This window comes from Streptomyces sp. NPDC055013 (genome assembly GCF_053608645.1).
Genome location: NZ_JBSGVW010000039.1, coordinates 39,068 through 65,844, shown reverse-complemented (window position 1 = coordinate 65,844; position 26,777 = coordinate 39,068). Strand labels below are relative to the sequence as shown.

Genomic DNA, 26,777 nt, shown 5'->3' with positions numbered 1-26,777 from the left:
TGACGGATCAACAGCGAACCTCGGGGTGCGAACCTTGGCTTTCCAGATGCCGGACCGCGGCGGAGGCCCGACCGGGCCACGGATCAGAGTGGGCCGCCCGTCCCGGCGTGTCCGGACGCTGCTCATGACACTGGGCGTCCTCGCCGTCCTCGGCATGGCCTTCACCATGTTCGCGGGCTTCTGGACGGACTGGCTCTGGTACCGGTCGGTGAACTACTCCTCGGTGTTCACGACCACGCTGTGGACGAAGATCGGACTCTTCTTCGTCTTCGGTCTGTTGATGGCCCTCGCGGTCGGGTTCAACATCTGGCTGGCGCACCGGCTGCGTCCGCCGCTGAGCGCCATGTCGATGGAGCAGCAGAGCCTCGACCGCTACCGCATGGGCATCGCGCCCTACAAGAAGTGGCTGCTGCTGGCGATCACCGCGCTGGTCGGCCTGATCGCCGGCGCCTCCGCCTCCAGCCAGTGGCGGACCTGGCTGATGTGGGTCAATGGCGTGCCCTTCGGCGAGAAGGACCCGCAGTTCCACCTCGACGTCGGCTTCTACGCCTTCGACCTGCCCTGGTACCGGTTCCTGCTCGGCTTCGGCTTCGCCGCCGCGATCCTCTCCGTGATCGCCGCCGCGCTCACCCACTACCTGTACGGCGGGCTGCGCATCACCAGCCCGGGCGCGCGTGCCACGGCCGCGGCCACCGGCCATCTGTCGGTCCTCATCGGCATCTTCGTCGCCCTGAAGGCCGTCGCGTACTGGCTCGACCGGTACGGGCTCGCGGTGAAGTCCAGTGACTTCAAGGCGACCGACAACTGGACCGGCCTCCGGTACGTCGACGCCAACGCCTATCTGCCGGCCAAGACGATCCTGTTCTGCATCGCCGTCATCTGCGCGCTGCTGTTCTTCGCCACGCTGTGGCGGCGCACGTGGCAGTTGCCCGTCATCGGCTTCGGCCTGATGGTGCTCTCGGCGATCCTCATCGGCGGCCTGTACCCGGCGATAGTCCAGAAGTTCCAGGTCCAGCCCAACGAGCAGGCCAAGGAAGCGCCGTACGTCGAGAAGAACCTCAAGGCGACGCGCGACGCGTACGGCATCGACGGCACCAAGGTCACCGAGTACCCGGGCACGAGCAAGACCGAGGACAAGACCAAGCTGCGCGACGACGTGGACGCCACGGCGAGCATCCGCATCCTGGACCCGAACATCGTGTCGCCCACGTTCCAGCAGCTCCAGCAGATCAGGAACTACTACGCGTTCCCGACCAACCTGGACGTCGACCGGTACGCCAAGGACGGCAAGGACCAGGACACGGTCATCGGTCTGCGCGAGATCAACCTCAACGGCATCCCGAAGCGCAACTGGATCAACGACCACTTCCGTTACACCCACGGATACGGTGTGGTCGCCGCCGAGGGCACCGCCGCCGACTCCCAGGGCCGACCGGACTTCACCGAGTCCGACCTGCCGTCCAAGGGAGACCTCGGGACGTACGAGCAGCGGGTCTACTACGGCGAGAAGACCACGATGTACTCGATCGTCGGCGGTCCCCAGAAGGAGATCGACTACTCCGACGACAGCGGTGAGAAGACCTACAGCTACAAGGCCGACAGCGGGGTCAGTCTCTCCAACCCGGTCAACCGGGCCGCGTACGCGGTGGCGTTCGGAGAGCCGCAGATCCTGTACTCCGGTGCGATCGGCGACGGTTCGCGCATCCTGTACAACCGCACGCCCAAGGAGCGCGTCGAGGCGGTCGCCCCGTGGCTGACCATCGACGGTGACGCCTATCCGGCGGTCGTCGACGGCCGTATCCAGTGGATCGTCGACGCGTACACGACGACGAACGGCTACCCGTACTCCTCGCGTACGACGCTCGGTGACACGACGGCCGACTCGCTGACGGCGAGCAACAACCAGCGGGCGGTGGTGGCCCAGCAGAACCAGGTCAACTACATCCGCAACTCGGTGAAGGCGACGGTCGACGCCTACACCGGCGAGGTCAAGCTCTTCCAGTGGGACACCAAGGACCCGGTCCTCAAGACCTGGATGAAGGCGTTCCCGGACACGGTGAAGCCGAAGAGCGAGATCTCGAAGTCGCTGATGGACCATCTGCGCTACCCGCAGGACCTGTTCAAGGTCCAGCGCGAGCTGCTCACCCGCTACCACGTGAAGGACGCCACGACGTTCCTCAGCGGCAGCGAGGTCTGGCAGGTGCCGGACGACCCGACCAACAAGTCGGGCAGCGCGGTGCCGCCGTACTACCTGAGCATGAAGATGCCGGACCAGAAGGCACAGGCGTTCTCGCTGACGACGACGTTGACGCCGAACGGCCGGGACAACCTCAGCGCCTTCATGGCGGTCGACGCAGAGGCGGGCACCAGTGACTACGGCAAGATCAGAATTCTGAAACTGCCGACCAACACCACGGTCAACGGGCCCAGTCAGGTCCAGAGTCAGTTCAACTCCGAGCAGAACATCGCCGAGACGATCAGGCTGCTGAGAGGCGGCGACTCGGAGGTCGAGTACGGCAACCTGCTGGCGGTCCCGCTCGACGGTGGACTGCTCTACGTGGAGCCGGTCTATGTGCGTGGTGGCGGACTCAAGTACCCGCTGCTGCGGAAGGTGTTGGTGTCCTACGGCGGCACCACCGCCTTCGAGGACACGCTCGGTGAAGCCCTCAACAAGGTCTTCGGAGCGGAGGGCCCGACCACCCAGCCACCGGACGAGGGTGAGGACGAGGGCGGCGGCACGACGCCTCCGCCGACGTCCACCAACCCGACGGTCCAAGAGGCGCTGAACGACGCCCAGGATGCCTTCGAGGCCGGCCAGGAAGCTCTCAAGAAGAACGACTGGGAGGCCTACGGCACGGCGCAGAAGGATCTCGAGGATGCGCTGAAGCGGGCCGAGGAGGCACAGGCGCAGGCCGACAAGACCGGCGGCTCCGGCGGTGGCGGCGGAGGCGGCGGTGCGAGTCCGAGTTCCAGTCCGAAGCCGAGCAGCAGTCCCAGCGGCACTTAGGGACGACGGCTGATCGAATAGCCCACCCCGCGCCGTGATACAGTTGCAGAACAACGGCGCGGGGTGGAGCAGCTCGGTAGCTCGCTGGGCTCATAACCCAGAGGTCGCAGGTTCAAATCCTGTCCCCGCTACTGAAGTCGGCGAATATTTCGTACGACAGCGAAGGCCCGGATCCTCTTGAGGATCCGGGCCTTCGTCGTGTGCGAACGCATGTGCCGCAAGGCTGGACGGTCGCGCCGCCTCGGGGAGTTGGGGGAACTGTGTTTGACTTGTCTCTCTGTGGGCATGTCGACAAAACGCTGAAGTGACCTCACTGGCTGCGGTATACCAGGTGTACCCAGGTTGCAGGTGGTGCGACGATGGACGTTATGGGGGACAAGGCAACTCTGTTGGAGACAGGGCGGTTTGTGCAGCCTGCCGACTTTGTGCAGCCGACGGGCGATTTTGTGCGGTCCACGGACGGTGCCTCGCAGCCGATGGGCGGCCTCTCGCAGCAGGTGAGTGACCTCACACAGTCGGACGGCGAGTTCGCGCTCGACCGGCCGACGGACCAGGACGAGACCGGGGACGCCGCCGAGGAGGCGCGGCAGCGGCTCGCCGCCGAGGGCGGGGATGTCGAGGCGATGAGCGTCCTCGGGGCCATGCTGCTGCGCCGCGGTGACCTTGACGGCGCCGAGGCTCATCTGCGTGCCGCCACCGCAGCCGGGGACCGGGCCGCAGCCAACAATCTGGGAGTTCTTCTTCATCAGCGCGGATACGCCGACGAGGCCGCCGGGTGGTGGCGGATCGCCGCCGTCGCCGGGTCGGCCGCCGCCGCGCACGCGCTGGGACGGCATCACCGCGAGCGGGGCGACGAGCCCGCATCCGAGTACTGGCTGCGGCAGTCCGCCGAGCAGGGACACGCGCTGGGCGCCTACGCACTCGCCGATCTGCTGGAGCACCGCGGCGACGGGGCGGCCGAGCAGTGGATGCGGGCCGCGGCGGAGCGCGGGCACCGGGAGGCGGCGTACCGACTGGCGCGCGCGCTCGACCGGCAGGCGGTGCGGGCGGGGGAGGACGAACTCGACAACGGTGTCGCGCCGGACGAGTCACTGCCGGCGGAGGCCGAGCAGTGGTACCGGCAGGCCGCCGCGCGCGGTCACCGCCGGGCCGCGCTGCACCTCGGGGCGATCCTCGAGAAGCGCGGGGAGCTCAAGGAGGCCGGGCGCTGGTATCTGACGTCCGCCAAGGACGGGGAGGCGCGGGCAGCCTGCGCGCTCGGGTTCCTGCTGCGGGACGCGGGGGACACCGAGAGCGCCGCCGTGTGGTGGCTGCGGGCCGCCCAGGACGGCGACGGCAACGCGGCGAACGCGCTGGGCGCGCTGCACGCCGAGCGTGGCCAGACGCAGACCGCCGAGCGGTGGTACCGGGCCGCGATGGACGCCGGCGACGTGAACGGCGCGTACAACCTCGGGCTGCTCTGCGCCGAGCAGGGGCGTACCGCGCAGGCCGAGCAGTGGTACCGGCGTGCGGCGTACGCCGGGCACCGCGAGGCGGCCAACGCGCTGGCGATCCTGCTGCTGCAGGGCGGGGACGCGCTGGGCGCCGAGCCGTGGTTCTCCAAGGCCGCGGAGGCCGGGAGCGTGGACGCCGCGTTCAACCTGGGGATCCTGCACGCCGGGCGGGGCGAGGAGCGGGCCGCGCTGCGGTGGTACGAGCGTGCCGCGGCGGCCGGTCACACGGAGGCGGCGCTGCAGGTCGGCATCGCGCGGCTGCGGGACGGGGACGAGCTCGCCGCGGAGCGGCATCTGCGCTGTGCGGCCGGGGGCGGCAGTGCGGAGGCCGCGTACCGGCTGGCGACCGTGCTGGATGCGCGGCGCCCGCCGGAGCCTGCGCATGAGCTGGGGGAGCCGGCGCACGAGAAGACCGAATGCGAGGAGTGGTACGAGCGGGCGGCCTCTCAGGGGCATCGGCGCGCCCAGGTGCGGGTGGGCATGCTCGCCGCGGCCCGGGGCGATGTCGTGGAGGCGGCCCGGTGGTACCGGGCTGCCGCGGAGGCCGGGTCTCGCAACGGCGCGTTCAATCTCGGGCTGCTGCTGGCCCGGGAGGGCAGCGAGCCGGAGGCGGCCGTGTGGTGGACGCGGGCGGCCGACGCCGGGCACGGGCGGTCGGCTTTGCGGCTCGCTCTGGTCTACGCGCGTCGTGGCGAGCTGGCGGAGGGGAAGCGGTGGGCTGACCGGGCCGTGACGCTTGGGCCGCGGGAGGTTGCGGAGCGGGCGGGCCGGTTGCGGGACGCTCTGCGGGAGGAGCTCTCGGCGTGACGCTGCGCTGAGCTTGGGCGGATCGTTGGAGCGGGGTCGTTTTCGGGTGTCCGGCGTTGGGGTTGTCCTCGGGGAGTTTCGCCCCCGCCGCCCCTACCCGTCCCGTACCTGGGGGCTGCCGCCCGAAGACCCCGCTGTCGGCCTGAACGGCCTCGTCCTCAAACGCCGGACGGGCTGGGATGCCGGGCCGGTATGGAAAGGGACCCAGACCCCTGGGGCCGGCCCCTCGACAAGCGATTTGCCTCTGTCCGCATGCTTGACGTAATGTTCAGTTCACCGACGCGGGGTGGAGCAGCTCGGTAGCTCGCTGGGCTCATAACCCAGAGGTCGCAGGTTCAAATCCTGTCCCCGCTACTGAAGGCCTAGGGCCGGGATCCGAAAGGGTCCCGGCCCTAGGTGTATTCCGGGGTGTATCAGGGTGCGCGGCCCACCGCCTCCTCGTACAGGGCCCGGTTCACCGTCCGGGACTCCGGGAGGGCGTCTCCCTCCGCCACCTCCTGTGCCTTGTACGCCGACTGCAGGCGGGCCGTCGTATCGGCGCGGATTTCCCAGTCCATGCGCAGTGGTGGGGTGGATCGCAGGATGGACTCGTCCGACTTCAGGATTTTGGCGAGGTAGGTGACGAAGGTCGCATCCTGCTTGTAGTCCGACGCGAAGTAGGTGTTCACCGTGCGGATGTAGGCACGGATCAGGGCCACTCCCGCGTCCACGTCGTCCTGCAGCAGTGTGCGGCCGTACAGCATGCCGCCCAGTGGTTCGCCCGGTGGCTGACCGCCCAGGAAGGCGTAGCCCCGCTCGCCGTCCACCTTGCGCCAGACCGGGTCCAGGAGCCAGGCCGAGTCGACGCCGCCGTTCTGCAGGGCCGTGAGGACGTCGGCCGAGCCCAGTTGCTGGTACTGGATGTCGGCGAGGCCGCCGCCGTGCTGTTCCAGGGCCTTCTCCATGGGGTACGCGATGACCGAGCCCTTGCCGATCATGGTGCCCAGCTTGCGGCCGGCCATGGCGACGCGGCTCGCGCTCTCGCCCTTCTTCAGGCGCACCCACAGGCCGCTCTTCGACTTCGGGTCGGGCGAGAAGTTCCCGGCGACCCACTTGATGTCGAAGCCGCCCTTGACGCCGTTCATGACTGCCGCCTCCGGGGCCGCCCAGAGGGCGTCGATGTCCCCCTTGGCCAGCAGCGGGAGCGCGTCCGGGGTCGGCAGGACCTTCAGCGTGACGTCCAGGCCCTCCTTCTTGAACTCGCCCTTGTCGAGAGCGACTTGCAGAGGAGCGACGTACTCGGCGCTCAGCGTCCCGGTCGCGATCGTGAGTTTGCGGGGCTCGGGGACGGGCTGTGGGAGAGGGGCGCCCGGGAGGCAGCGGGCCGGGGTTCGGGTCGGGGAGAGGTCCTTCGGGTCCGTCCAGGATTTCTCCCCGCAGCCCTCCACCGGGCGGATGGTGCGTTGTCCGGCGCCCTCGTTCGAGGAGGAGTCCGACTCGTACGGGGACGAGCAGGCCGCCGACGCGAGCAGTGCCGCGGCGGCGATGACGGCGCCGTATGCGTGCGTGGTCCTCCGCTTCATGACTGGCCCCTTCCGCGGTCCCTCGGTGCCCAGGGGGTGAGCAGGCGGCCGGCGAAGCGGATCAGTTCGGAGAAGAGAACCCCGAGGATCGCGACGCAGACGATGCCTACGAACATCACGTCGTTCTGGAACAGGGCGCGTGAATCGAAGATCAGATGGCCCAGGCCGTTCGTCGCGGCGATCTGCTCCGACGCGACGATGACCAGGACCGCCACGCCCGCCGCGATACGCGCGCCCACCAGGACGGCGGGGAGGGAGGCGGGCAGCAGGACATGGCGGAACATCTGCCACGGCGAGGCGCCGAAGACCTGGCCCGCGTCGCGGTGGCCGGTGGGGATGGACATGACGGCGGACATGGTGGAGATCCAGACGAAGAAGAACACCGTGGCCGCGACCAGAGCCACCTGCGGGCCCTCGCCCAGGCCGAACATGTTCAGGAAGATGGGGAGCAGGGCCAGCTTCGGTACGACGTACAGGGCGTCCAGGAGTGGTTCCAGGGCCGCTCGTATCAGAGACAGGGAACCCATCAGCAGGCCCAGGGCGTAGCCCGCCGCCGTGCCCACCGCGTATCCCGCCAGGACGCGTTTCAGCGTCGCCCACACGTCCGGCCACAGGTCGCCGGCCGCCGCCCGGTCCCAGCCGTCGGCGAGGATCGTGGAGGGGGCCGGGTAGACGCGGTCGTCGATCCAGGCCTGGGACGCGGCCAGTTGCCACAGCAGGAGGAGGAAGAGAGGGACGGTGAGCGCCAGCGACAGCTCCAGGGCGCGCCTGCGGCGGTGGGTGCGGGCGGGGTGCAGTTCCTGTGGGCCGGGGCGGCGGACCAGGACCGACTCGGCGGGCGGCTTCGCGAGTGTCGTCATGCCGGCACCGCCTCCTTGCGCAGCAGGTCCCACAACTCGCTCTTCAGCGCGGTGAACTCGGGGGCGGCGCGGATGTCGCCGGTGCGCGGGCGCGCGAACGGCGGGCGGTGTTCGGCGATGATCCGACCCGGGCGGGCGGACATGACCAGTACCCGGTCGCCGAGGACGATCGCCTCCTCCAGGCTGTGGGTGATGAAGAGCGTGGTGGTCCGCAGCGACTGGGTGATGTCCAGGAGTTCGTCCTGGAGGATCGTGCGGAGCTGGGCGTCGAGCGCCGCGAACGGCTCGTCCATCAGCAGCAGTTCGGGCTCCACGGCCAGCGCCCGCGCGATCGCCACGCGCTGGCGCATGCCGCCGGAGAGGGTGGCCGGGTAGGCGGCCGCGAAGTCCGACAGGCCCATGCGGGCCAGCCAGTCGTCGGCACGGGCGTTCGCCTCGCGGCGCGGGACACGTTGGATGTCCAGGCCGAAGCGGACGTTCGCGCGGACGGTCTTCCAGTCGTAGATGCCGTAGTCCTGGAAGATCATGGCGGCCGGGCGGCTGCTGGACGTACGGATCTCCAGGGTGCCCGTGCTCGGGCGGAGCAGGCCGGCGGCGATGCGCAGCAGCGTCGACTTGCCGCAGCCGGAGGGGCCGACGACACAGACGAACTCGCCGGGGGCGACGGTCAGATCGAGGGGGCCGAGAGCGTCGACCGTGTGGGGGGTTCGGCCGAAGGCGCGGGTGAGGTCACGGGCCTTGAGTGCGGTGCTCGGTGGATTCGACGGATGCTGCGGATACGGCTCTCCCACTTCGGTCTCCTCGCGGAGTGCGGAACGGACGTGTGGGTGATGCATGGGGGATGCCGTTGACCATATGACGACCCGTCAGATTCGGAAACCCGTCAGATTCAGAAACCCCGTCCGCTTCGGAAAGCGTGTGTGAGCGGGCAGCGCAAAGCCCCGGCACTCACCGGTGCCGGGGCTCAGGGGGTGACCGCTAGGCCTTGGTGCAGTTCGGGCAGAGGCCGCGGTACGTCACCTCGACGTCCGAGACCGTGAAGCCGAAGCGCTCGGAGTCGGGGAGGTCGGCCATCGGGTTGCCCGTCGGGTGGACGTCCCGGATGGAGCCGCACTGGGCGCAGACCAGGTGGTGGTGGGGCCGGTGGGCGTTCGGGTCGTACCGCTTCGCGCGCTTGTCGGTGGAGACCTCGAGCACCTCGCCGAGGGTGACCAGCTCGCCCAGCGTGTTGTAGACGGTCGCCCGGGAGATCTCGGGCAGCTTGGCGACGGCCCGGGCGTGCACCTCGTCGGCCGTCAGGTGGACGTGATCGCCGGCGAGCACCTCGGCCACGACACGCCGCTGCGCGGTCATCCGCCATCCGCGGCCGCGCAGCCGTTCCAGAAGGTCACTCATGCAGAACACCTTAACAGCAGGAGGACCAGCTTCCGAATGGATGTGACTTTGGAGCTTGGCTTGACTTGGACAAAGTCCAAGATAGGATCGAGATCGACTTTGGCTCACGGGACAGGAGCGGCCGGAGTCGCTCGTACCAACGCAGGAGGCGCACGTGACCCAGGGACCGCTCACGACGGAGGCCGGTGCTCCGGTTGCCGACAACCAGAACAGCGAGACCGCGGGCGCAGGCGGCCCGGTCCTCGTCCAGGACCAGCTCCTGCTGGAGAAGCTCGCCCACTTCAACCGGGAGCGCATCCCGGAGCGGGTGGTGCACGCCCGCGGCGCCGGCGCCTACGGCACCTTCACGGTGACCGCCGATCTCACCCCGTACACGCGCGCCGCGTTCCTTTCCGAGGTCGGCAAGCGGACGGAGACGTTCCTGCGCTTCTCGACGGTGGCCGGCAGCCTCGGCGCGGCGGACGCCGTGCGCGACCCGCGCGGCTGGGCGCTGAAGTTCTACACCGAGGAGGGCAACTACGACCTCGTCGGCAACAACACCCCGGTGTTCTTCATCAAGGACGCCATCAAGTTCCCGGACTTCATCCACACCCAGAAGCGCGACCCGTACACGGGAAGCCAGGAGGCGGACAACGTCTGGGACTTCTGGAGTCTGTCGCCCGAATCGACGCACCAGGTGACCTGGCTGTTCGGTGACCGCGGCATCCCGGCGTCGTACCGCCACATGAACGGCTACGGTTCGCACACCTATCAGTGGAACAACGAGGCCGGCGAGGTCTTCTGGGTCAAGTACCACTTCAAGACCGACCAGGGGATCAGGAACCTCACCCAGGCCGAGGCGAACGGGCTCGCCGGTGAGGATCCCGACTCCCATCAGCGTGACCTGCGCCAGGCCATCGAGCGCGGTGAGTTCCCGAGCTGGACCGTGCAGGTGCAGATCATGCCGGCGGCGGACGCGGCGACGTACCGCTTCAACCCGTTCGACCTCACCAAGGTGTGGCCGCACGAGGACTACCCGCCGATCGAGATCGGCAGGCTGGAGCTCAACCGCAACCCGCAGAACGTCTTCGCCGAGGTCGAGCAGTCGATCTTCAGCCCCGCCCACTTCGTGCCGGGCATCGGTCCGTCCCCGGACAAGATGCTCCAGGGCCGCCTCTTCGCGTATGGCGACGCCCACCGCTACCGCGTCGGCATCAACGCCGACCACCTGCCGGTGAACCGCCCGCACGCCACCGAGGCGCGTACCAACTCCCGCGACGGCTTCCTGTACGACGGCCGCCACGGCGGTGCGAAGAACTATGAGCCGAACAGCTTCGGCGGCCCGGCGCAGACCGGCCGTCCGCTGTGGCAGCCGTTCGCCGGCTTCACGGCCGGCACGGGCAACCACGAGGCGCCCGTGCATGCCGAGGACGACGACTTCGTGCAGGCGGGCAACCTCTACCGCCTGATGTCGGAGGACGAGAGGGAGCGCCTGATCGCCAACCTGGCGGGTGCCCTCGCGCAGGTCTCGCGCGAGGACATCGCCGAGCGGGCGATCGGCAACTTCCGTCAGGCCGACGAGGACTTCGGCAAGCGGCTGGAGGCCGCGGTCCAGGCCCTGCGCGGCTGAAACGACAACCAGCACTGGACCGCTTGCCGTGGCCGGTGGGCCGGGCCCCTTCGGGGGTCCGGCCCATCCGGCGTTCTAGGCGGGCACGTGCTGCCGTGCGGGTGCCCAGCAGCGGATGATGTCGCGGACCGAGACGATGCCCACGGGTTCCTCGTGGTCCAGGACGATCAGATGCCGGAAGCCGCCGTGCGCCATGGCGCGGGCCGCCTCCTCCAGGGTCCATGACGGGGCCGCGAACACGACGTTGTTGGTGGTGTGGTCGTGGGCGCGCTCGGCGTCCGGGTTCTGTCCGAGGCCGACGGAGTTGAGGATGTCACGTTCGGTGAGGATGCCGATACCGCCGGCATCGGGGTCGTGGACCACGGCCGCGCCGATCCGGCGAGCGGACATCAGCGCGGCAGCCTGGCGAAGGGTGTGGGTGGGGCCGATGGTGAGGACCACGGTGCTCATGGCGTCACGTACGAGCATGGATGGAGCCACCTCCTGAAGTGCCCCCGCACCGTTTGTTCATTGCTTCACAAATTCACAAGTGGGGGGACTCTCAGAGTGACAGGTAAAGAGGGGGTCAACAAGGGGGCGCTCAGTAGCGGGCGTTGAGATACCCCAGAAGCTCGTCGTGCAGCAGGCCGTTCGAGGCGGCCGCGTTGCCGCTGTGGGGGCCGGGGCGGCCGTCGAGGCCGGTGAAGGTGCCGCCTGCCTCGGTCACGACGATCGCGGTGGCGGCCATGTCCCACAGGGACAGTTCGGGTTCGGCGCACAGGTCCACCGAGCCCTCGGCGACCATCATGTACGGCCAGAAGTCGCCGTACGCGCGCGTGCGCCACACCTCGCGCGTGAGGTCGAGGAAGCCGTCGAGGCGCCCCTGCTCCTCCCAGCCGCTGAGTGAGGAGTACGCGAACGAGGCGTCCGTCAGTTTCGAGACGCGGGAGACGCGCAGGCGGGACGCGGAGGACAGGCTGCGGCCCGTGAACGCGCCGTGTCCCTTGGCGGCCCACCAGCGGCGGCCGAGGGCGGGGGCGGAGACGAGGCCCACGACCGGCTGGTAGCCGCCCTCCGAGGCCTCCGTCAGGGAGATCAGGGTGGCCCAGACCGGGACGCCGCGTACGTAGTTCTTGGTGCCGTCGATCGGGTCGATCACCCAGCGGCGGGGGCCGGTGCCCTCGACGCCGTACTCCTCTCCGAGGACCGCGTCTCTCGGGCGGGCGCGCTGGAGCTGTCCGCGGATGAGGTCCTCGGCGGCCTTGTCGGCCTCGCTCACCGGGGTCATGTCCGGCTTGGTCTCGACCTTGAGGTCGAGTGCCTTGAAGCGGTCCATGGTCGCGGCGTCGGCGGCGTCCGCGAGGACGTGGGCGAGGCGGAGATCGTCGAGGTAGTCCGGCATGGAACGAACGCTATCTGTCGTGGTCGGGCTGGGGCTACAGGGCCCGGTGGATCAAGTCGCCGGGCCGAGAGCCCGCGCACCCCGACCGAATGGCGCCCCCGCGTGCCCTCGCGAACCCTTGACAGTGCCGCCGTGCGCGTCAAATCTGGGCGCAGAGCCGCTCCTCCCAGGGAGGCGATGATGCCTGCAGCGCGGGAATCCCTGCTGGACGCCGCTTACACGGCGCTGGCGCGCAGGCCGTGGTCTGCCGTGCGGATGGTGGACGTGGCCTCCGCGGCCGGCGTGTCCCGGCAGACGCTGTACAACGAGTTCGGGAGCAAGGAAGGCCTGGCCCGCGCACTGGTGAGGCGAGAGGCCGACGGGTACCTCGCCGGCGTCGAACGCGCCCTCGCCACCCCCGGCGACGCCCGCGAGCGGCTCACCGCCACCGCGGAGTGGACCGCCGGAATAGCCCGCGGCAACGCCCTCGTCCGCGCCATGCTCACCGGCTGCTGGAGCGAGCGGCTGCCCTCGCCGACCCTGTCCGCGGTCCCGTCCTCCTCCGCCGTGCCGGCCCAGCGGCGGGCCGACGGACCGCTTCCGTCACCCGGCGACTTCGTGGGCATGGTGCGCGACCGTGCCGTGGCGGTCCTCACCGGCCCCGGCGTCAACAAGTCCGACACGGCCGACCTCGCCCGCTCCTGCGAACTCGCCGTCAGGCTGGCCCTGTCCTGCGTCGCCGCGCCACCCGGCGAGGGCGGCGTCACCGACCTCGTACGCAGCGCGCTGCACCGGCAGTTGGCGAGCTGACCGCAGCAGGAACCGGGCTCAGTGCGCCGAGCCGGACAGCTGCAGACCGACGACCCCCACGATGACCAGGCTGATCGACACGATCTTCAGCGTCGACACGATGTCACCGAGGAAGATCATCCCGTAGATCGCCGTACCCGCCGCCCCGATCCCCGTCCACACCGCGTACGCCGGTCCCACGTCCAGCTTCCTCAGTGCCAGCGTCAGCAGTCCGAAACTGCCGAGGGCGAAGACGCAGAACGCGACCGTCGGCCACAGGCGGCTGAAGCCGTGCGACAGCTTCAGGCAGACGGCGAACCCGGTTTCGAGCAGCCCCGCCACGATGACCAGCAGCCACGCCATGTGCTGTCCTCCCGTATCCCCGCGTTTTGTGACCGCTTCGTCCGGTTTATCAGGCTTTGGTCAGGCTTGGTTCCGGCTCGGTGCGATTATGCCCTTACCAGCCCTACAGGGAGACAAACAACGCGGAGGTCAGTCGCCTTCCTCCGTCGGCCGCTCAGTCACCTTCCGTGGGTTCGCGCGTCGCCAGCAGCCGCCGCAGCGAGTACAGCCGTGCCGGATCGGCGTTCCCCTCCGCCACCCAGTCGTCCAGCGCACAATCCGGTTCATCATGACTGCACGCACGCGGGCAGCCCTCGGTTCCCGGTTCCAGGTCGGGGAACGCGTGGATCACCCGGGACGGGTCGACATGAGCCAGGCCGAAGGAGCGGACGCCGGGGGTGTCGATCACCCAGCCGTCCACCTCCGCCAGCGGCAGCGCCAGCGCGGACGTCGTCGTGTGCCGGCCCCGGCCCGTCACCGCGTTCACATGACCTGTGGAGCGTCGCCGTTCCTCCGGCACCAGCGCGTTCACCAGCGTCGTCTTGCCGACACCGGAGTGTCCGACGAACGCCGTGACCCTGCCGCCCAGTTGCTCCCGTACGCGGTCCGCCGCGCCGCCGTTCTCCAGCTCGTCGCGGCTGGTGACGACGTACGGGATGTCCAGGTCGCCGTACAGCTCAAGGAGTTTGGCCGGTGGGGCCAGGTCCGACTTCGTCATCACCAGCAACGGTTCCAGGCCGCCGTCGAACGCCGCCACCAGACAGCGGTCGATCAGCCGCGGCCGCGGCTCGGGGTCGGCGAGGGCGGTGACGATGGCGAGTTGGTCGGCGTTGGCCACGACCACACGCTCGAAGGGATCGTCATCGTCGGCCGTCCGTCGCAGCACCGACGTCCGCCCCTCGATCCGTACGATCCGCGCGAGGGTGTCCTTCTTGCCGGTCAGATCGCCGACCAGTGCCACCCGGTCACCGACGACCGCGGCCTTGCGGCCCAGTTCGCGGGCCTTCATGGCCATCACGATCCGGTCGTCCACGAGGACGGTCAGACGGCCCCGGTCGACGGTGAGGACCATGCCCTCGGCGGCGTCCTCGTGCTTGGGGCGGATGTTCGTACGGGGCCGGGTGTTCCGACGGCCGGGACGGGTGCGGATGTCGTCCTCGTCGGTGTGCTTGCCGTAGCGGCGCATGGCGGTGTCCCTAAGCCCCGAGCATCCCGGTCCACAGTTCCGGGAAGTCCGGGAGGGTCTTCGCCGTCGTCGCCACGTTCTCGATCCGTACGCCCTCGACCGCGAGGCCGATGATCGCGCCGGCCGTCGCCATGCGGTGGTCCTCGTAGGTGTGGAAGACCCCGCCGTGCAGGCGACGGGGGCGGATGTGCAGACCGTCGGCGGTCTCGGTGACGTCGCCGCCGAGTTCGTTGATCTCCTTGGTCAGCGCGGCCAGGCGGTCGGTCTCGTGCAGCCGCAGGTGCGCGACGCCGCGCAGTGTGGACGGGGAGTCCGCGAGGGCCGCGACCGCGGCGATGCCCGGGGTGAGCTCGCCGACCTCGCTCAGGTCCACGTCGATGCCGTGGAGGGCACCCGAACCGGTGAACACGAGCCCGTACTCGTTGAGTTCGCAGGTACCGCCCATCTCGGTGAAGATCTCGCGCAGCCGGTCACCGGGCTGGGTGGTCCGGGTCGGCCAGTCCGGGACGAGGACCTTGCCGCCGGTCACCAGCGCCGCCGCCAGGAACGGCTGGGCGTTGGACAGATCCGGCTCGATGGTCAGGTCACGGCCGAGCAGGGCGCCCGGGGTGACCCGCCAGACGTTCGGCTCGCCGCCCGACTCCGGGGTGTCGACCTGGGCGCCGACCGCGCGCAGCATGTCGACGGTCATGCGGATGTGCGGCATGGAGGGGAGCGAGGAGCCGGTGTGCCGGACCTCCACGCCCTGGTTGAAGCGCGGGCCGGACAGCAGCAGGGCCGAGACGAACTGGGACGACGACGAGGCGTCGACCTCCACCGGGCCGCCCTCCAGCGCACCCCCGCCATGGACCGTGAGCGGCAGCGCGCCGCGCCCGTCGTCGTCGATCCGGGCACCGAGGACGCGCAGGGCGTCGATCACTCCGTGCAGGGGACGCTCGTAGGACCTGGGGTCGCCGTCGAAGCGGATGGGGCCGTCGGCCAGCGCGGCGACCGGCGGCAGGAAGCGCATCACCGTGCCGGCGTTGCCGACGTCGACCGTGGCAGGGCCCCGCAGGCCCGCGGGAAGCACCCGCCAGGCCTCGCCGGTGCCCTCGGGGCCCACGCCCTCCTCGATACCGACGCCCATCGCCCGCAGCGCGCCGGCCATCAGCAGGGTGTCGCGGGAACGCAGGGGGCGGCGCAGCCAGCCGGGCTCGCTCGCCAGGGCGGCGAGGACGAGGGCGCGGTTGGTGACCGACTTGGACCCCGGCACGTGGACCGTCGCGTCGACGGCTCCGCTCGCGTGCGGGGCGGGCCATAGGGCGGCGTGGGCGGCGGGGTTTTGGGCCATGGGTTCACTTTATAAGGAGGGGGTGGTGCAGGCCGTTGTTCGGGTGCGGAGCCGTTGGGGCTGGTCGCGCCCGCGCGGCGGAGCGCACAGCGGGACAGCCCCGCGCCCCTCGAGGCCGGCCGTCACACTCCGAGCAGCCAGCGACCGCCACCTATCAGCGAGCACAACGACACCGCGTGGAACAGGAAGAACCACAACCACGCCGGCACATGCGTCAGGCGCGACAGCTGGTCCGCGTCCGAGTCCCCCGCCCCGCCCCGGGACCTCTTCGCCTGCAGCTCGAACGCCGGGCGTACCCCGCCGACCAGCAGGAACCACACCACCACGTACGCGAACGCCGCCTGTACCTGAGGTCCGGTCAGCCAGGACACCAGGACGAAGGTGCCGCCGGTCACGAACACCGTCAGCGCCCCGTACGCGTTCCGGATCATCACCAGCATCGCCACCAGCAGGGCCGTCGCCAGCCACAGCAGGAGCGTGATCCGGCCCGCGCCCAGCAGGGCGGCGCCGCCGAGGCCCAGCAGCGGGGGAGCCGTGTAGCCCGCGGCCGCGGTGAGGATCATGCCGATGCCGTGCGGTTTGCCGCGACTGACGGTGAGGCCGCTGGTGTCGGAGTGCAGGCGTATGCCGGTCAGCGTCCGGCCGGTCAGCAGCGCGATCAGGCCGTGGCCGCCCTCGTGGGCGATGGTGATGGCGTTGCGTGACAGACGCCACAGCGGGTGCGGGACCACGACCGCCAGCGCGACGACCAGCGCGGCGATCACCACCCACAGGTCGGGGTCGGGCTGAGTACCGGAGACCTCGTCCCAGAGGGAGGCGAGCGAGGCGGATGCGGTGCTGTCCATGTAAGGCGGTGGCTCCCTTTGGGCGAGTCGAAGGGGCCGGCGCGTAGCGCCGTCGTTGAGGGGTGGTGGTCGGGCGGCGGGTGGGCCTGGCAGTGTGGCACGTATGTGCGGACGGTATGCGGCTAGTCGTGGGCCCGAGGATCTCGCAGGAATCTTTGAGGTCGAGAAGTGGGAGCCCGAGGAGACCCTCGATGCGGATTACAACGTGGCTCCGACCAAAGAAGTTCACGTCGTCCTCGACCGTCCCTTGAAAGACGCGGACGACCCCCGGCCGGTTCGGCAGCTGCGCAAGCTCAAGTGGGGCTTGGTGCCCAGCTGGTCCAAGACCCCCGAGAGCGCCTTCAAGATGATCAACGCCCGTGCGGAGACGGTGCACGAGAAGCCGTCGTACCGGCGGGCCTTCAGCTCCCGGCGCTGCATCATTCCCGCCGACGGCTACTACGAGTGGGTCACCGGCACGCAGGAGCGGGACCTGGAGGTCGAGGGGAAGCGGAAACGGGCGCGCAAGCAGCCGTACTTCGTGCTGCCCGCCGACGGCTCGGTGTTCGCGATGGCCGGGCTGTACGAGTTCTGGCGGGACCGGACGCTGCCGGACGAGCACCCGCAGGCCTGGTGGGTGACCTGTTCCGTGATCACGACGGAGGCGGAGACGACGCCGCTGGCGGTGGCCCCCGCGGAGGGGCCGTCCGCGCTGGCCGACATCCACCCCCGGATGCCGCTGATGCTCACGCCGGACCGCTGGGACGCCTGGCTCGACCCGGCCCGCAAGGACCCGGAGGAGCTGCGGACACTGCTCGACCCGCCGCCCGCCGGGCTGATGCGCGCCTACCCCGTCTCCACGCTGGTCAGCAACGTCCGCAACAACGGCCCGGAGCTGCTGAAGGAGCTGGCGGGGCCCGAAGAGGGCACACTCTTCTGATGTGACGACCGAGTCTGACGTGACGACCGAGATCATGGGTACGGACGCCGGGGACGCCCGCATCACCTGGCACCCGGCGAAGAAGGCCCGGCTGGTGCTGGCCGTGAGCCACGGGGCCGGCGGCGGCATCGGGGCGCGGGACCTGCGGGCGCTCGCCCAGGTCCTCCCGGCACACGGCGTGACCGTCGCCCTCGTGGAGCAGCCCTGGCGGGTCGCCGGCAAGAAGGTGGCGCCCGCGCCCAAGACCCTGGACGTCGGCTGGCGGGGCCTGTGGCCCGCGCCCGCCGCGCCCGGGCTGCCCGTGGTCTCCGGCGGGCGCAGCGCCGGCGCACGCGTCGCCTGCCGTACCGCCACGGAGCTGGGCGCCCACGCCGTACTCGCGCTGAGCTTCCCCCTCCACCCGCCGGGCAAGCCCGAGAAGTCCCGCGCCGACGAGCTGCTCGGGGCAGGAGTGCCCACCCTGGTGGTCCAGGGCGGGAACGATCCGTTCGGAAAACCGGATGAGTTCCCCGACGGCGACTTCGAGCTGGTCGAGGTGCCGTACGGCGATCACGGGTTCGCCGTGCCCAAGCGCGCGCCCCTCGATCAGGACGAGGCCGTGGCGATCGTCACGGACGCGGTCGTGAAGTGGGCCGGGTCACTCGGGTAAAGACTCGGGAATGTCGGGGCCCCGGGCTCTGTTGTGGCGGACAGCGGTGCTGAACCAGCAGCGCTCACGTCGTAGGAGAGGAAGTCCGCCGCATGGGTTCGACCTTCTGCCCGACCACCGGCAGCCGCGCTGACCTGGAGTGGACGGTGCTGCATGCGGCCAGGACCGCTCCTATTCGAGGGGCGGCAGGTACGGCAGGTCGTCTATCCTCCGATTCAGGTGGGTCCGGATTCGGCCCTGCCCGGAATCTTGAGGAGGTGGGTCCGGTTCCCGGTACCGACGCAGGGACCGACAACGGCCAGGCGGAGCAGCCCGAGGGCCAGGGCATGAGCGGGGACACGTCCGCGGAGTCGACCGCCGAGCGCAGCGCGCGCTTCGAGCGGGACGCGCTGGAGTTCCTCGACCAGATGTACTCGGCCGCGCTGCGCATGACGCGCAACCCTGCCGACGCCGAGGACCTGGTGCAGGAGACGTACGCCAAGGCGTACGCGTCCTTCCACCAGTTCCGTGAGGGCACCAACCTCAAGGCGTGGCTGTACCGGATCCTCACCAACACCTTCATCAACTCGTACCGCAAGAAGCAGCGTGAACCCCAGCGCTCAGCGGCCGAGGAGATCGAGGACTGGCAGCTCGCCCGCGCCGAGTCGCACATGTCGACGGGCTTGCGCTCCGCGGAGTCGCAGGCGCTCGACCACCTGCCCGACTCGGACGTGAAGGAAGCGCTCCAGGCGATCCCCGAGGAATTCCGCATCGCCGTGTACCTCGCCGACGTAGAGGGCTTTGCGTACAAGGAGATCGCGGACATCATGGGGACACCCATCGGTACGGTGATGTCCCGGCTGCACCGGGGCCGCCGTCAACTGCGCGGCATGCTCGAGGACTACGCCCGTGAGCGCGGGCTCGTCCCGGCCGGCGCCGGAGAGTCGAACGAAGCGAAAGGCTCGGGCTCATGAGCTGCGGAGAGCCGCACGAGACGGACTGCAGTGAGGTACTCGATCATCTCTACGAGTTCCTCGACAGTGAGATGCCGGACGTCGATCGCGACAAGTTCAAGCAGCACTTCCGGGAGTGCTCGCCGTGCCTCGAGAAGTACGGTCTCGAAGAGGCCGTGAAGAAGCTCGTCAAGCGGTGCTGCGGGCATGACGACGTGCCGACCGACCTGCGCGCCAAGGTCATGGGCCGGATCGACCTGATCCGCTCGGGCCAGGCCGTGCCCGACCACGACGTGACGGCGACGCCGCAGGAATCCTGAACGCACGGCCGTCACTCGAACGTGCTAATCCCGCCGTCATGGACTGCGGACATCCCCCGCCCGCCCTAGGGTCCCGTGCTTGAAGCGCGTTGCCGGGGAGGGGCGTTATGGAGGCGACACCCACACGGGTACGTGGCTACGTGGTCTGTGTCGCCCTCGGCGCCCTGTTCTGCCTGCACACGCTGCCGTCGACGCGTACCCCCTGGTGGGCGCCGGCCCTGCTCGCCGTGCTCTACGCCGGCGGCGCGCGGCTGTCCGGGTCGTTCTATCCCGTGCTCCTCGCCGGGGCCTTCCTGCTGCCACCGTCCGCCGCCGCCCTGGTCGCGGTGCCGGGGGCACTGATCGCCCCGGTCGCCGGCCGACCGGACCTGCTGCGACGGGTGTGGCGGGCGGCGCAGCTCGTGATCGCGGTGTGGGTGGCCGCCCGGGTGCACTGGGCGCTCGGCGAACACGAAGCCGTACAGGCGTCCGACTTCCCGTACGCGCTCGCGCCCGCCGGAGCCGCGGTGCTGGCGTTCTGCCTGGTCCTGACGGCGCTCGACGGCGGGATCCGGACACTCGCCGACCGGGTGCCCGCACGACGGGCCTGGCGCGGGCTGTTCCTGCGGTCGCTCGCGCCGATCGCCGTGCACGGTCTTGCCGGGCTGATGATGGCCGTGCTGTGGCGCAGTCCGTACGGCCCCGTCGCCGCGTTGCTCGTGCTGCTGCCGATGTGTGTGTCGTGGTGGATGTTCGCCCAGTACCACCGGGAACGCGCGGCCCATCAGGCGACCATCCGGGCGCTCGTCCAGGCCGTCGACATCAAGGACGGCTACACCCGTGGCCACAGCGAGCGCGTCGGGCAGGCCTCGATGATGATCGCGCGCGAGCTGGGCATGGCCGACGAGCGCGTCGAGGTACTCCGCTTCGCCGGGATCCTGCACGACGTCGGGAAGCTCGGGGTGCCCACGCGGCTGCTGCGCAAGGACGGGCCGCTCACGCCCGAGGAGCGGCGGGTCATCGAACTGCATCCGGAGTACGGACACGAGATGGTCCGCGGGATCTCCTTCCTCGGCGAGGCCCGGGCCGCCGTACTGCATCACCACGAGCGGCTGGACGGGAGCGGGTACCCCTACGGGCTGATGGGCAGCCAGATCCCGGAGCCGGCACGGGTGGTGGCGGTCGCGGACGCCTTCGACGCGATGACGTCCAACCGGTCGTACTCGCGGGCCCGGCCGGTGCCCGTCGCCCTGCGCGAGCTGGAGAAGTGCGCGGGCACGCAGTTCGACCCCCGTATGGTCACCGCCTTCGTCAGGGCCGTGGACCAGCACGGATGGCATCCCGCCGTGACCGCAGACGAAGGCTCCGGGCGCCCTCCCCGCCCGCCGGTCGCCAGTGCGCCGGGGGCCCACCGATGAGCGCCCCGAGACCACCCCTCCTGCTCCGTCTCGTCCACGCCTGCGCCGCCCTCCTCGCCACCGTGTGCCTGCTCACCACCCTGTGGAGCGGCCTCGACGAACGCGGTACGGCGCTCGCCTTCGGGGTTCTCGTCACCCTGGGTGAGCTCACCCGGTGGACGGCGGCGGAGCACAGGGAGGCCGCGCCGCTCGGGGCCGCCGCCGCGCTGTCGTACGCCCTGCTGGGGGCGAACGGCGGTGAGCCGTCCGAGCACGGCGTCGCGCAGGTCCTCAGCGTCGTCCTGGCCGCCTCTCTCCTCGGCAGCGTGCCGCACATCGCGCGCGGCCGGCCCGTGCTCGACCACCTGGCCCGGCGCGTGCTCACCGTCGGCTTCGCCGCCGTCTGCTTCCAACCCCTGTACAACCAGGGCACGTTCCACGGCTGGGGCACCGCCTACGCCCTTGTCCTGCTCGCGATCCTCACCCTCACCTTCCTGTGCGACGCCCTGCTCGCCGCCGCGCTGGCACGCTCCCGCACCCGGTGGCCGTTCGGGCCGCTGCTGCGGGACGAGCTGCGGGCGACCCTCGGAATCGGGTCGGCCGTCTGCGCGACGGGCGCCGTGATGGCGCTGGCGGTCGCCGTCGCCGGACTGTGGGCGCTGCCCGTCTTCTCGCTCCCGCTGCTGCTCACCCAGCTGTCCCTGCGCCGGTACACCGCCGTCCGGGCCACCTACCGGCAGACCATCGCCTCCCTCGCCCGGGCCACGGAGATCGCCGGGTACACACCGGCCGGACATGCCCGGCGCGTCGCCGCGCTCAGCCGCGAGGTGGGGCGGGACCTGGGCATGTCCGAGGCAGAGCTCACCGTGCTGGAGTACGCCGCCCTCATGCACGACATCGGGCAGCTCAGCCTGGTCGACCCGGTGCCGGCCGGGGCCACCGCGGGGCTGCCCGCCGAGGAACAGCGGCGGATCGCGCTGCTCGGCGGGGCCGTCGTACGGCAGACGGGGGTGAACCCGCAGGTGGCGATGGTGGTGGAGCGGCTCGCCGACCCCTGCCCGGAGCAACCGGTCGCCGCGCGGATCGTGCGGGCGGTGAACGCCTATGAGGAGAAGGCGCGGGACGCGGGGCCCGGCGGGCCGCTGAAGGCGCTGGAGGAACTGCGGCTGGGCACCGCCGGTGACTATGCGCCGGAGGTGGTGGGGTCGCTCGCACGGGTGCTTCGAATTCAGGGGGCGGCGCGAAGCGCCTCAGGCAGGGTGGTGGTGGGTGACGGGCGGGAGACTGTCTGACACCCCCTGTGGCTGGGTAACCCATGGGTAATGAGCGCCCTTCCAGCCGTACGTGGTTGGATGCGAATGAGAGTGTGTCCGGGGGCGAGCACTAGCCAGCCCACTCCACGGAACTGGCAGGCGGGAATCGTGAGGATCTTCGGCAAGGGACGGCACCGGCCCTCCGCCTCCTGGCGGCAGGCCACCGACCGGGCGTTCACGCTCATCGGCGACGGCCGGTACGAGGATGCGGGCGCGCTGTTGACACGTGCCGCCGATCTGGAGCCCTGGCTTTCGGAGTCCTGGTTCAACCTCGCGCTGCTGCACAAGTTCCGGCACGACTGGGAGCAGGCCCGGGCGGCCGGGCTGCGGGCCGTGGCGCTGCTCGACCGGGAGACCGGGGCGCCCGACTGGTGGAACGTCGGCATCGCGGCCACCGCCCTGCAGGACTGGCCGCTGGCCCGGCGGGCCTGGCAGGCCTACGGGCTGCGGGTGCCCGGCGGTGCGACCGACTCCGGCGAGCCGGTCGGGATGGACCTGGGCAGTGCGGCCGTACGGCTGTCCCCGGAGGGGGAGGCCGAGGTCGTGTGGGGGCGGCGGCTGGACCCCGCCCGGATCGAGGTGCTGTCGATCCCGCTGCCGTCCTCGGGGCGGCGCTGGGGCGAGGTCGTGCTGCACGACGGGGTGCCGCACGGCGAGCGGACCACGTCCGCCGGGCACGCCTACCCCGTCTTCGACGAGATCGAGCTGTGGGCGCCCTCGCCGGTCCCCACCTGGGTGGTCCTCCTGGAGGCCGCCACCGAGGCCGACCGGGACGCGCTGGAGCAGCTCGCCGGGGACGCCGGGTTCGCCGCGGAGGACTGGTCCTCCTCGGTGCGGCTGCTGTGCCGGATGTGCTCCGAGTCGCGGATGCCGTCGGACGAGGGCGACGGGGAGCATCTCGACCCTCACGATCACAGCGAGCCGGGTCACCCCGGTCCCCTGGGGCACCGGACCGACGGGCAGCTGTGGGTGCCGGAGCGGGAGTGTGGCGTGGCCGCCCCGGCCGCCTTGGTGCGGGGGTTGCTGGACGGGTGGGTTGCCGACAGCCCTGATTCCAGGGATTGGCGGGACTTGGAAGAGGTCTGCTAGACGCCGTAGGGATCAGGCGGTTCGCAGACTGCGGGGCCGTGTGTGGTTGATCGCGCCCACGCGGCGGAGCCGCATTTCGACACAGTCCCGCGCCCCTGAAGGGGCGCTCACCGTACCCTGTATCGGGATTCACCCTTTTCTTTTGTGCAGGAAGGCATACGTCGGTCATGGCCCAGCAGGACACCGAGCAGCAGCACGCGGGCGTGCTCCCCGTGGATGACGAGGGTTTCGTCGTCGACACCGAGGACACGGAGGAGCGCGAGAACGCCTGGCATGAGCGCGGCACGTCGCGGCCGATCACCGTCGTGGGGAACCCGGTGCTCCACAAGGAGTGCAAGGACGTCACCGAGTTCGGCGCCGAGCTGGACCAGCTGGTCGCGGACATGTTCGCCTCGCAGCGCACCGCCGAGGGTGTCGGGCTCGCCGCCAACCAGATCGGCGTCGACTCGAAGGTCTTCGTCTACGACTGCATGGACGACGAGGGCAAGCGGCACGTCGGTGTGGTGTGCAACCCGAAGCTCGTCGAGCTGCCCGCCGACCAGCGCCGCCTGGACGACAGCAACGAGGGCTGCCTGTCGGTGCCGACCGCGTACGCGCCGCTCGCCCGGCCCGACTACGCCGAGGTCACCGGGCAGGACGAGAAGGGCAACCCGATCAAGGTGCGCGGCACCGGCTACTTCGCTCGGTGTTTGCAGCACGAGACCGACCACCTGTACGGCTACCTCTACATCGACCGTCTCTCCAAGCGGGAGCGCAAGGACGCACTCCGGCAGATGGCCGAGAACGAGCCCCGCTACCCCGTGGTCGCGAACGACTGAGGCCTCCCCGTGGGCCCCGCAAGTCCCTTGTGCACGGCGCCTGTTCAGGTTCACCTTCCTGACCAGGCGCCGTTCGCATGTCCGTCGCACGTTCGATCCCATACATGTGAGCAGTGATCCAAATTCAGTCACATAGGGGGAGATTCTCGGCACCCTGGGGTAGTGAATGAAGCAAATCCGTTCCCAGATCGGTCAGTTGTGGTGCTGAATGGAAGTGCGGGGATACGCAACGGCGCACGCCCGGTACAGCGGGAGGGGGCGTGCACAACTACACAACTGGCGGCTGAGAGGGGTTTGTTCGTGCATGCTTTCTCACACAGCACCACATCGACACCGACGGCGGTCCCGGTTCCACCAGCACTCTCTCTTCCGGTGATCGAATCAGCGTTTCCCAGGCAGCTCCATCCGTATTGGCCCAGGCTCCAGGAGAAGACCCGCACCTGGCTGCTGGAAAAGCGGCTGATGCCGGCCGACAAGGTCGAGGAATATGCCGACGGACTGTGCTACACCGACCTCATGGCGGGGTACTACATTGGCGCCCCCGAGGACGTACTCCAGGCGATAGCCGACTACAGCGCGTGGTTCTTCGTCTGGGACGACCGGCACGACCGCGACATCGTCCACCGCCGCCCGGCGGCCTGGCGACGGCTGCGGTTCCGCCTGCACGCGGCTCTCGACTCACCCGAGGACCATCTGCACCACGAGGACCCGCTGGTCGCGGGGTTCGCGGACAGCATGGTGCGGCTGTACTCGTTCCTGCCCGGCACCTGGAACACCCGGTTCGCCCGGCACTTCCACACGGTGATCGAGGCGTACGACCGGGAATTCCGCAATCGCACCGAAGGGATTATCCCCTCGGTCGAGGAATATCTTGCTCTGCGCCGGCTCACCTTCGCGCACTGGATCTGGACCGATCTGCTGGAGCCGGCTGCGGGACTGGAACTGCCGGATGCCGTACGGAAACACCCGGCATATCGGCGGGCGGCATTACTCAGCCAAGAATTTGCCGCCTGGTACAACGACCTCTGCTCGCTTCCCAAGGAAATCGCGGGCGACGAGGTTCACAACCTCGGAATCAGCCTCGTCAAACACGACGGGCTGACCCTGGAAGAAGCGGTGACGGAAGTCAGGCGTCGGGTCGAGGAGTCCATATCCGAATTCCGGGTGGCCGAACATGAGGCTCTGGAATTCGCGGACTCCCTGGCCGACGGCACGGTGTCGGGAAAGGAAGTCAGCGCCGCCGTGCGTGCCTGCGTCTGCAATATGCGCAACTGGTTCAGCTCGGTCTACTGGTTCCACCACGAGTCCGGCCGGTACATGGTCGACAGCTGGGACGACCGGTCCACGCCCCCGTACGTCAACAACGAAGCGGCAGGTGAGAAATGACCGTCGAGTCCGTCCGTCCCGAAGCCCAGCCCCGTGCGGCTTCGGAACTGCGTGAACCGCCCCTTGCGGGCGGCGGAGTTCCGCTTCTCGGCCACGGCTGGAAGCTGGCCCGAGATCCGCTGGCCTTCATGGCCGCGCTCCGCAGGCACGGCGACGTCGTACGCCTCAGGCTCGGCCCGAAGACGGTGTACGCCGTCACGACGCCGGAGCTCACCGGCGCGTTGGCGCTGAGCGCCGACTTCAAGATCGACGGGCCGCTGTGGGAGTCCCTGGAAGGCCTGCTCGGCAAGGAGGGCGTGGCCACGGCGAACGGCCCCCGGCACCGGCGTCAGCGGCGCACCATCCAGCCTGCCTTCCGGCTCGACGCGATACCGGCGTACGGGCCGATCATGGAGGAGGAGGCGCACGGGCTGGCCGAGCGCTGGAAGCCCGGCGAGACCATTGACTGCACCTCCGAGTCGTTCCGGATCGCGGTGCGCATCGCCGCCCGCTGTCTGCTGCGCGGCGACTACATGGACGAGCGGGCCGAGCGGCTGTGCAACGCCCTCGCCACGGTCTTCCGGGGCATGTACCGGCGGATGGTGATCCCGCTCGGGCCGCTGTACAAGCTGCCTCTCCCGCCCAACCGCGAATTCAACCGTGCCCTGGCCGATTTGCATCTCCTGGTCGACGAGATCGTCGCCGAGCGCCGGGCATCCGGTCAAAAGCCGGACGATTTGCTGACGGCATTGCTGGAGGCGAAGGACGAGAATGGCGAGCCCATCGGGGAACAGGAGATCCACGACCAGGTCGTCGCGATTGTCACGCCCGGCAGCGAAACCGTGGCCTCCACGATCATGTGGCTCCTGCATGTGCTCGCGGAACATCCGGAACACGCCGACAAGGTGTGCGCGGAGGTTGAATCCGTGACCGGCGGGCGGCCCGTGGCATTCGAGGACGTCCGCAGCCTCAGGCACACGAACAATGTCGTCGTGGAGGCGATGCGTTTGCGCCCCGCGGTCTGGATTCTGACGCGACGGGCGGTGACCGACACGTCACTTGGTGGCTATCGCATTCCGGCCGGGGCCGACATCATCTACAGCCCCTACGCGATACAGCGCGACGCGAAGTCGTATGCGGACAACCTCGAGTTCGACCCGGACCGCTGGCTTCCGGACCGCGTCAAGGACGTGCCGAAGTACGCCATGAGCCCGTTCAGCGTGGGTAACCGCAAGTGCCCGAGCGACCACTTCTCGATGGCGCAGCTGACGCTGATCACGGCGGCGCTGGCCACGAAGTACCGCTTCGAGCAGGTGTCCGGTTCGAACGACGCGACCCGTGTGGGCATCACGCTCCGCCCGCACAAGCTGCTGCTGAGGCCGGTGCCGAGGGACTAGTGCCGCCGGGGACG

At 69.9% G+C, this 26,777-nt stretch carries 24 protein-coding genes and 2 tRNA genes; 16 read left to right on the top strand and 10 right to left on the bottom strand.

The window, feature by feature from the left end; genetic code table 11:
- Positions 1-46: 46 nt before the first annotated feature.
- The 4 genes from ACWGDB_RS34715 to ACWGDB_RS34700 all read left to right on the top strand — a co-directional run bounded on the left by ACWGDB_RS34715 (position 47) and on the right by ACWGDB_RS34700 (position 5,661).
- Positions 47-3,007: a UPF0182 family membrane protein gene (locus ACWGDB_RS34715; protein WP_453826119.1), complete on the top strand. Its 2,961-nt coding sequence runs from the start codon at positions 47-49 to the stop codon at positions 3,005-3,007.
- Positions 3,008-3,064: 57 nt separating this feature from the next.
- A tRNA-Met gene (locus ACWGDB_RS34710) sits at positions 3,065-3,138 on the top strand.
- A 237-nt stretch (positions 3,139-3,375) separates the two neighbouring features.
- Positions 3,376-5,307: a tetratricopeptide repeat protein gene (locus tag ACWGDB_RS34705; protein ID WP_453826099.1), complete on the top strand. Its 1,932-nt coding sequence runs from the start codon at positions 3,376-3,378 to the stop codon at positions 5,305-5,307.
- 280 nt (positions 5,308-5,587) lie between these two features.
- Positions 5,588-5,661, top strand: a tRNA-Met gene (locus ACWGDB_RS34700).
- A gap of 59 nt (positions 5,662-5,720) precedes the next feature.
- Here the strand turns inward: ACWGDB_RS34700 and ACWGDB_RS34695 are convergent.
- The 4 genes from ACWGDB_RS34695 to ACWGDB_RS34680 all read right to left on the bottom strand — a co-directional run bounded on the left by ACWGDB_RS34695 (position 5,721) and on the right by ACWGDB_RS34680 (position 9,124).
- Positions 5,721-6,869 (bottom strand): ABC transporter substrate-binding protein, encoded by a 1,149-nt coding sequence (locus tag ACWGDB_RS34695; protein WP_453826098.1) that lies wholly within the window; start codon positions 6,867-6,869, stop codon positions 5,721-5,723.
- Positions 6,866-7,729, bottom strand: a complete 864-nt coding sequence (locus ACWGDB_RS34690; protein WP_453826097.1) for an ABC transporter permease — start codon at positions 7,727-7,729, stop codon at positions 6,866-6,868. Before ACWGDB_RS34690 ends, ACWGDB_RS34695 begins: the two co-directional genes overlap by 4 nt.
- The gene (locus ACWGDB_RS34685; protein WP_453826096.1) at positions 7,726-8,520 is read right to left on the bottom strand and encodes an ABC transporter ATP-binding protein; all 795 of its coding nucleotides are present in this window, start codon (positions 8,518-8,520) and stop codon (positions 7,726-7,728) included. The genes ACWGDB_RS34690 and ACWGDB_RS34685 overlap by 4 nt, the downstream gene beginning before the upstream one ends.
- Positions 8,521-8,707: 187 nt before the next feature.
- Positions 8,708-9,124, bottom strand: coding sequence for a Fur family transcriptional regulator (locus tag ACWGDB_RS34680; RefSeq protein WP_383603004.1), 417 nt, complete (start codon positions 9,122-9,124; stop codon positions 8,708-8,710).
- A 154-nt stretch (positions 9,125-9,278) separates the two neighbouring features.
- Between ACWGDB_RS34680 and ACWGDB_RS34675 the strand changes: the two genes are divergently transcribed.
- Entirely contained in the window at positions 9,279-10,733 is a 1,455-nt protein-coding gene (locus ACWGDB_RS34675) for a catalase (protein ID WP_453826095.1), read from the top strand.
- 75 nt (positions 10,734-10,808) lie between these two features.
- On the opposite strand, the gene ACWGDB_RS34670 is transcribed toward ACWGDB_RS34675, so the two are convergent.
- A complete protein-coding gene (locus tag ACWGDB_RS34670; protein ID WP_383602999.1) occupies positions 10,809-11,201 on the bottom strand; it encodes a CBS domain-containing protein in 393 nt (130 codons plus the stop codon).
- A gap of 112 nt (positions 11,202-11,313) precedes the next feature.
- Positions 11,314-12,114: a histidinol-phosphatase gene (gene hisN, locus ACWGDB_RS34665; RefSeq protein WP_453826094.1), complete on the bottom strand. Its 801-nt coding sequence runs from the start codon at positions 12,112-12,114 to the stop codon at positions 11,314-11,316.
- A gap of 180 nt (positions 12,115-12,294) precedes the next feature.
- On the opposite strand from hisN, the gene ACWGDB_RS34660 reads away from it, so the two are divergent.
- Positions 12,295-12,903 carry a TetR/AcrR family transcriptional regulator gene (locus tag ACWGDB_RS34660; RefSeq protein WP_453826093.1) on the top strand — a complete coding sequence of 203 codons (609 nt, stop codon included), beginning with the start codon at positions 12,295-12,297 and terminating at the stop codon, positions 12,901-12,903.
- An 18-nt stretch (positions 12,904-12,921) separates the two neighbouring features.
- Here the strand turns inward: ACWGDB_RS34660 and ACWGDB_RS34655 are convergent, their stop codons facing one another.
- The 4 genes from ACWGDB_RS34655 to ACWGDB_RS34640 form a co-directional block, all read right to left on the bottom strand.
- Complete coding sequence (locus ACWGDB_RS34655; RefSeq protein WP_369273302.1) at positions 12,922-13,245, bottom strand: DMT family transporter; 324 nt, start codon at positions 13,243-13,245, stop codon at positions 12,922-12,924.
- 154 nt (positions 13,246-13,399) lie between these two features.
- Positions 13,400-14,410, bottom strand: a complete 1,011-nt coding sequence (gene rsgA / locus ACWGDB_RS34650; RefSeq protein ID WP_453826092.1) for a ribosome small subunit-dependent GTPase A — start codon at positions 14,408-14,410, stop codon at positions 13,400-13,402.
- A 10-nt stretch (positions 14,411-14,420) separates the two neighbouring features.
- Entirely contained in the window at positions 14,421-15,740 is a 1,320-nt protein-coding gene (gene aroA, locus ACWGDB_RS34645; protein WP_383628238.1) for a 3-phosphoshikimate 1-carboxyvinyltransferase, read from the bottom strand.
- Positions 15,741-15,862: 122 nt separating this feature from the next.
- Positions 15,863-16,585 (bottom strand): M50 family metallopeptidase, encoded by a 723-nt coding sequence (locus tag ACWGDB_RS34640; RefSeq protein ID WP_427840011.1) that lies wholly within the window; start codon positions 16,583-16,585, stop codon positions 15,863-15,865.
- 103 nt (positions 16,586-16,688) lie between these two features.
- Here ACWGDB_RS34640 and ACWGDB_RS34635 point away from each other — a divergent pair, with 103 nt between their 5' ends.
- From ACWGDB_RS34635 to ACWGDB_RS34590, 10 genes are all read left to right on the top strand, one after another.
- On the top strand, positions 16,689-17,504 hold the full coding sequence (locus ACWGDB_RS34635) for an SOS response-associated peptidase (RefSeq protein ID WP_453826091.1): 816 nt from the start codon (positions 16,689-16,691) through the stop codon (positions 17,502-17,504).
- A 34-nt stretch (positions 17,505-17,538) separates the two neighbouring features.
- The gene (locus ACWGDB_RS34630) at positions 17,539-18,153 is read left to right on the top strand and encodes an alpha/beta hydrolase family protein (RefSeq protein WP_453826118.1); all 615 of its coding nucleotides are present in this window, start codon (positions 17,539-17,541) and stop codon (positions 18,151-18,153) included.
- A gap of 257 nt (positions 18,154-18,410) precedes the next feature.
- Complete coding sequence (sigR, locus tag ACWGDB_RS34625; RefSeq protein ID WP_369273307.1) at positions 18,411-19,106, top strand: RNA polymerase sigma factor SigR; 696 nt, start codon at positions 18,411-18,413, stop codon at positions 19,104-19,106.
- Positions 19,103-19,405 carry a mycothiol system anti-sigma-R factor gene (gene rsrA / locus ACWGDB_RS34620; RefSeq protein WP_328879414.1) on the top strand — a complete coding sequence of 101 codons (303 nt, stop codon included), beginning with the start codon at positions 19,103-19,105 and terminating at the stop codon, positions 19,403-19,405. Before sigR ends, rsrA begins: the two co-directional genes overlap by 4 nt.
- Positions 19,406-19,512: 107 nt before the next feature.
- A complete protein-coding gene (locus tag ACWGDB_RS34615) occupies positions 19,513-20,802 on the top strand; it encodes an HD-GYP domain-containing protein (RefSeq protein WP_453826090.1) in 1,290 nt (429 codons plus the stop codon).
- Positions 20,799-22,073 (top strand): HD-GYP domain-containing protein, encoded by a 1,275-nt coding sequence (locus tag ACWGDB_RS34610; protein WP_453826089.1) that lies wholly within the window; start codon positions 20,799-20,801, stop codon positions 22,071-22,073. Before ACWGDB_RS34615 ends, ACWGDB_RS34610 begins: the two co-directional genes overlap by 4 nt.
- Before the next feature lie 129 nt (positions 22,074-22,202).
- Positions 22,203-23,183: a tetratricopeptide repeat protein gene (locus tag ACWGDB_RS34605; RefSeq protein WP_453826088.1), complete on the top strand. Its 981-nt coding sequence runs from the start codon at positions 22,203-22,205 to the stop codon at positions 23,181-23,183.
- Between the two features lie 167 nt (positions 23,184-23,350).
- On the top strand, positions 23,351-24,001 hold the full coding sequence (gene def, locus ACWGDB_RS34600) for a peptide deformylase (protein ID WP_453826087.1): 651 nt from the start codon (positions 23,351-23,353) through the stop codon (positions 23,999-24,001).
- Positions 24,002-24,301: 300 nt separating this feature from the next.
- On the top strand, positions 24,302-25,387 hold the full coding sequence (cyc1, locus tag ACWGDB_RS34595; RefSeq protein ID WP_453826086.1) for an epi-isozizaene synthase: 1,086 nt from the start codon (positions 24,302-24,304) through the stop codon (positions 25,385-25,387).
- Entirely contained in the window at positions 25,384-26,763 is a 1,380-nt protein-coding gene (locus ACWGDB_RS34590) for a bifunctional albaflavenone monooxygenase/terpene synthase (protein WP_453826085.1), read from the top strand. Before cyc1 ends, ACWGDB_RS34590 begins: the two co-directional genes overlap by 4 nt.
- Positions 26,764-26,777: the final 14 nt, after the last annotated feature.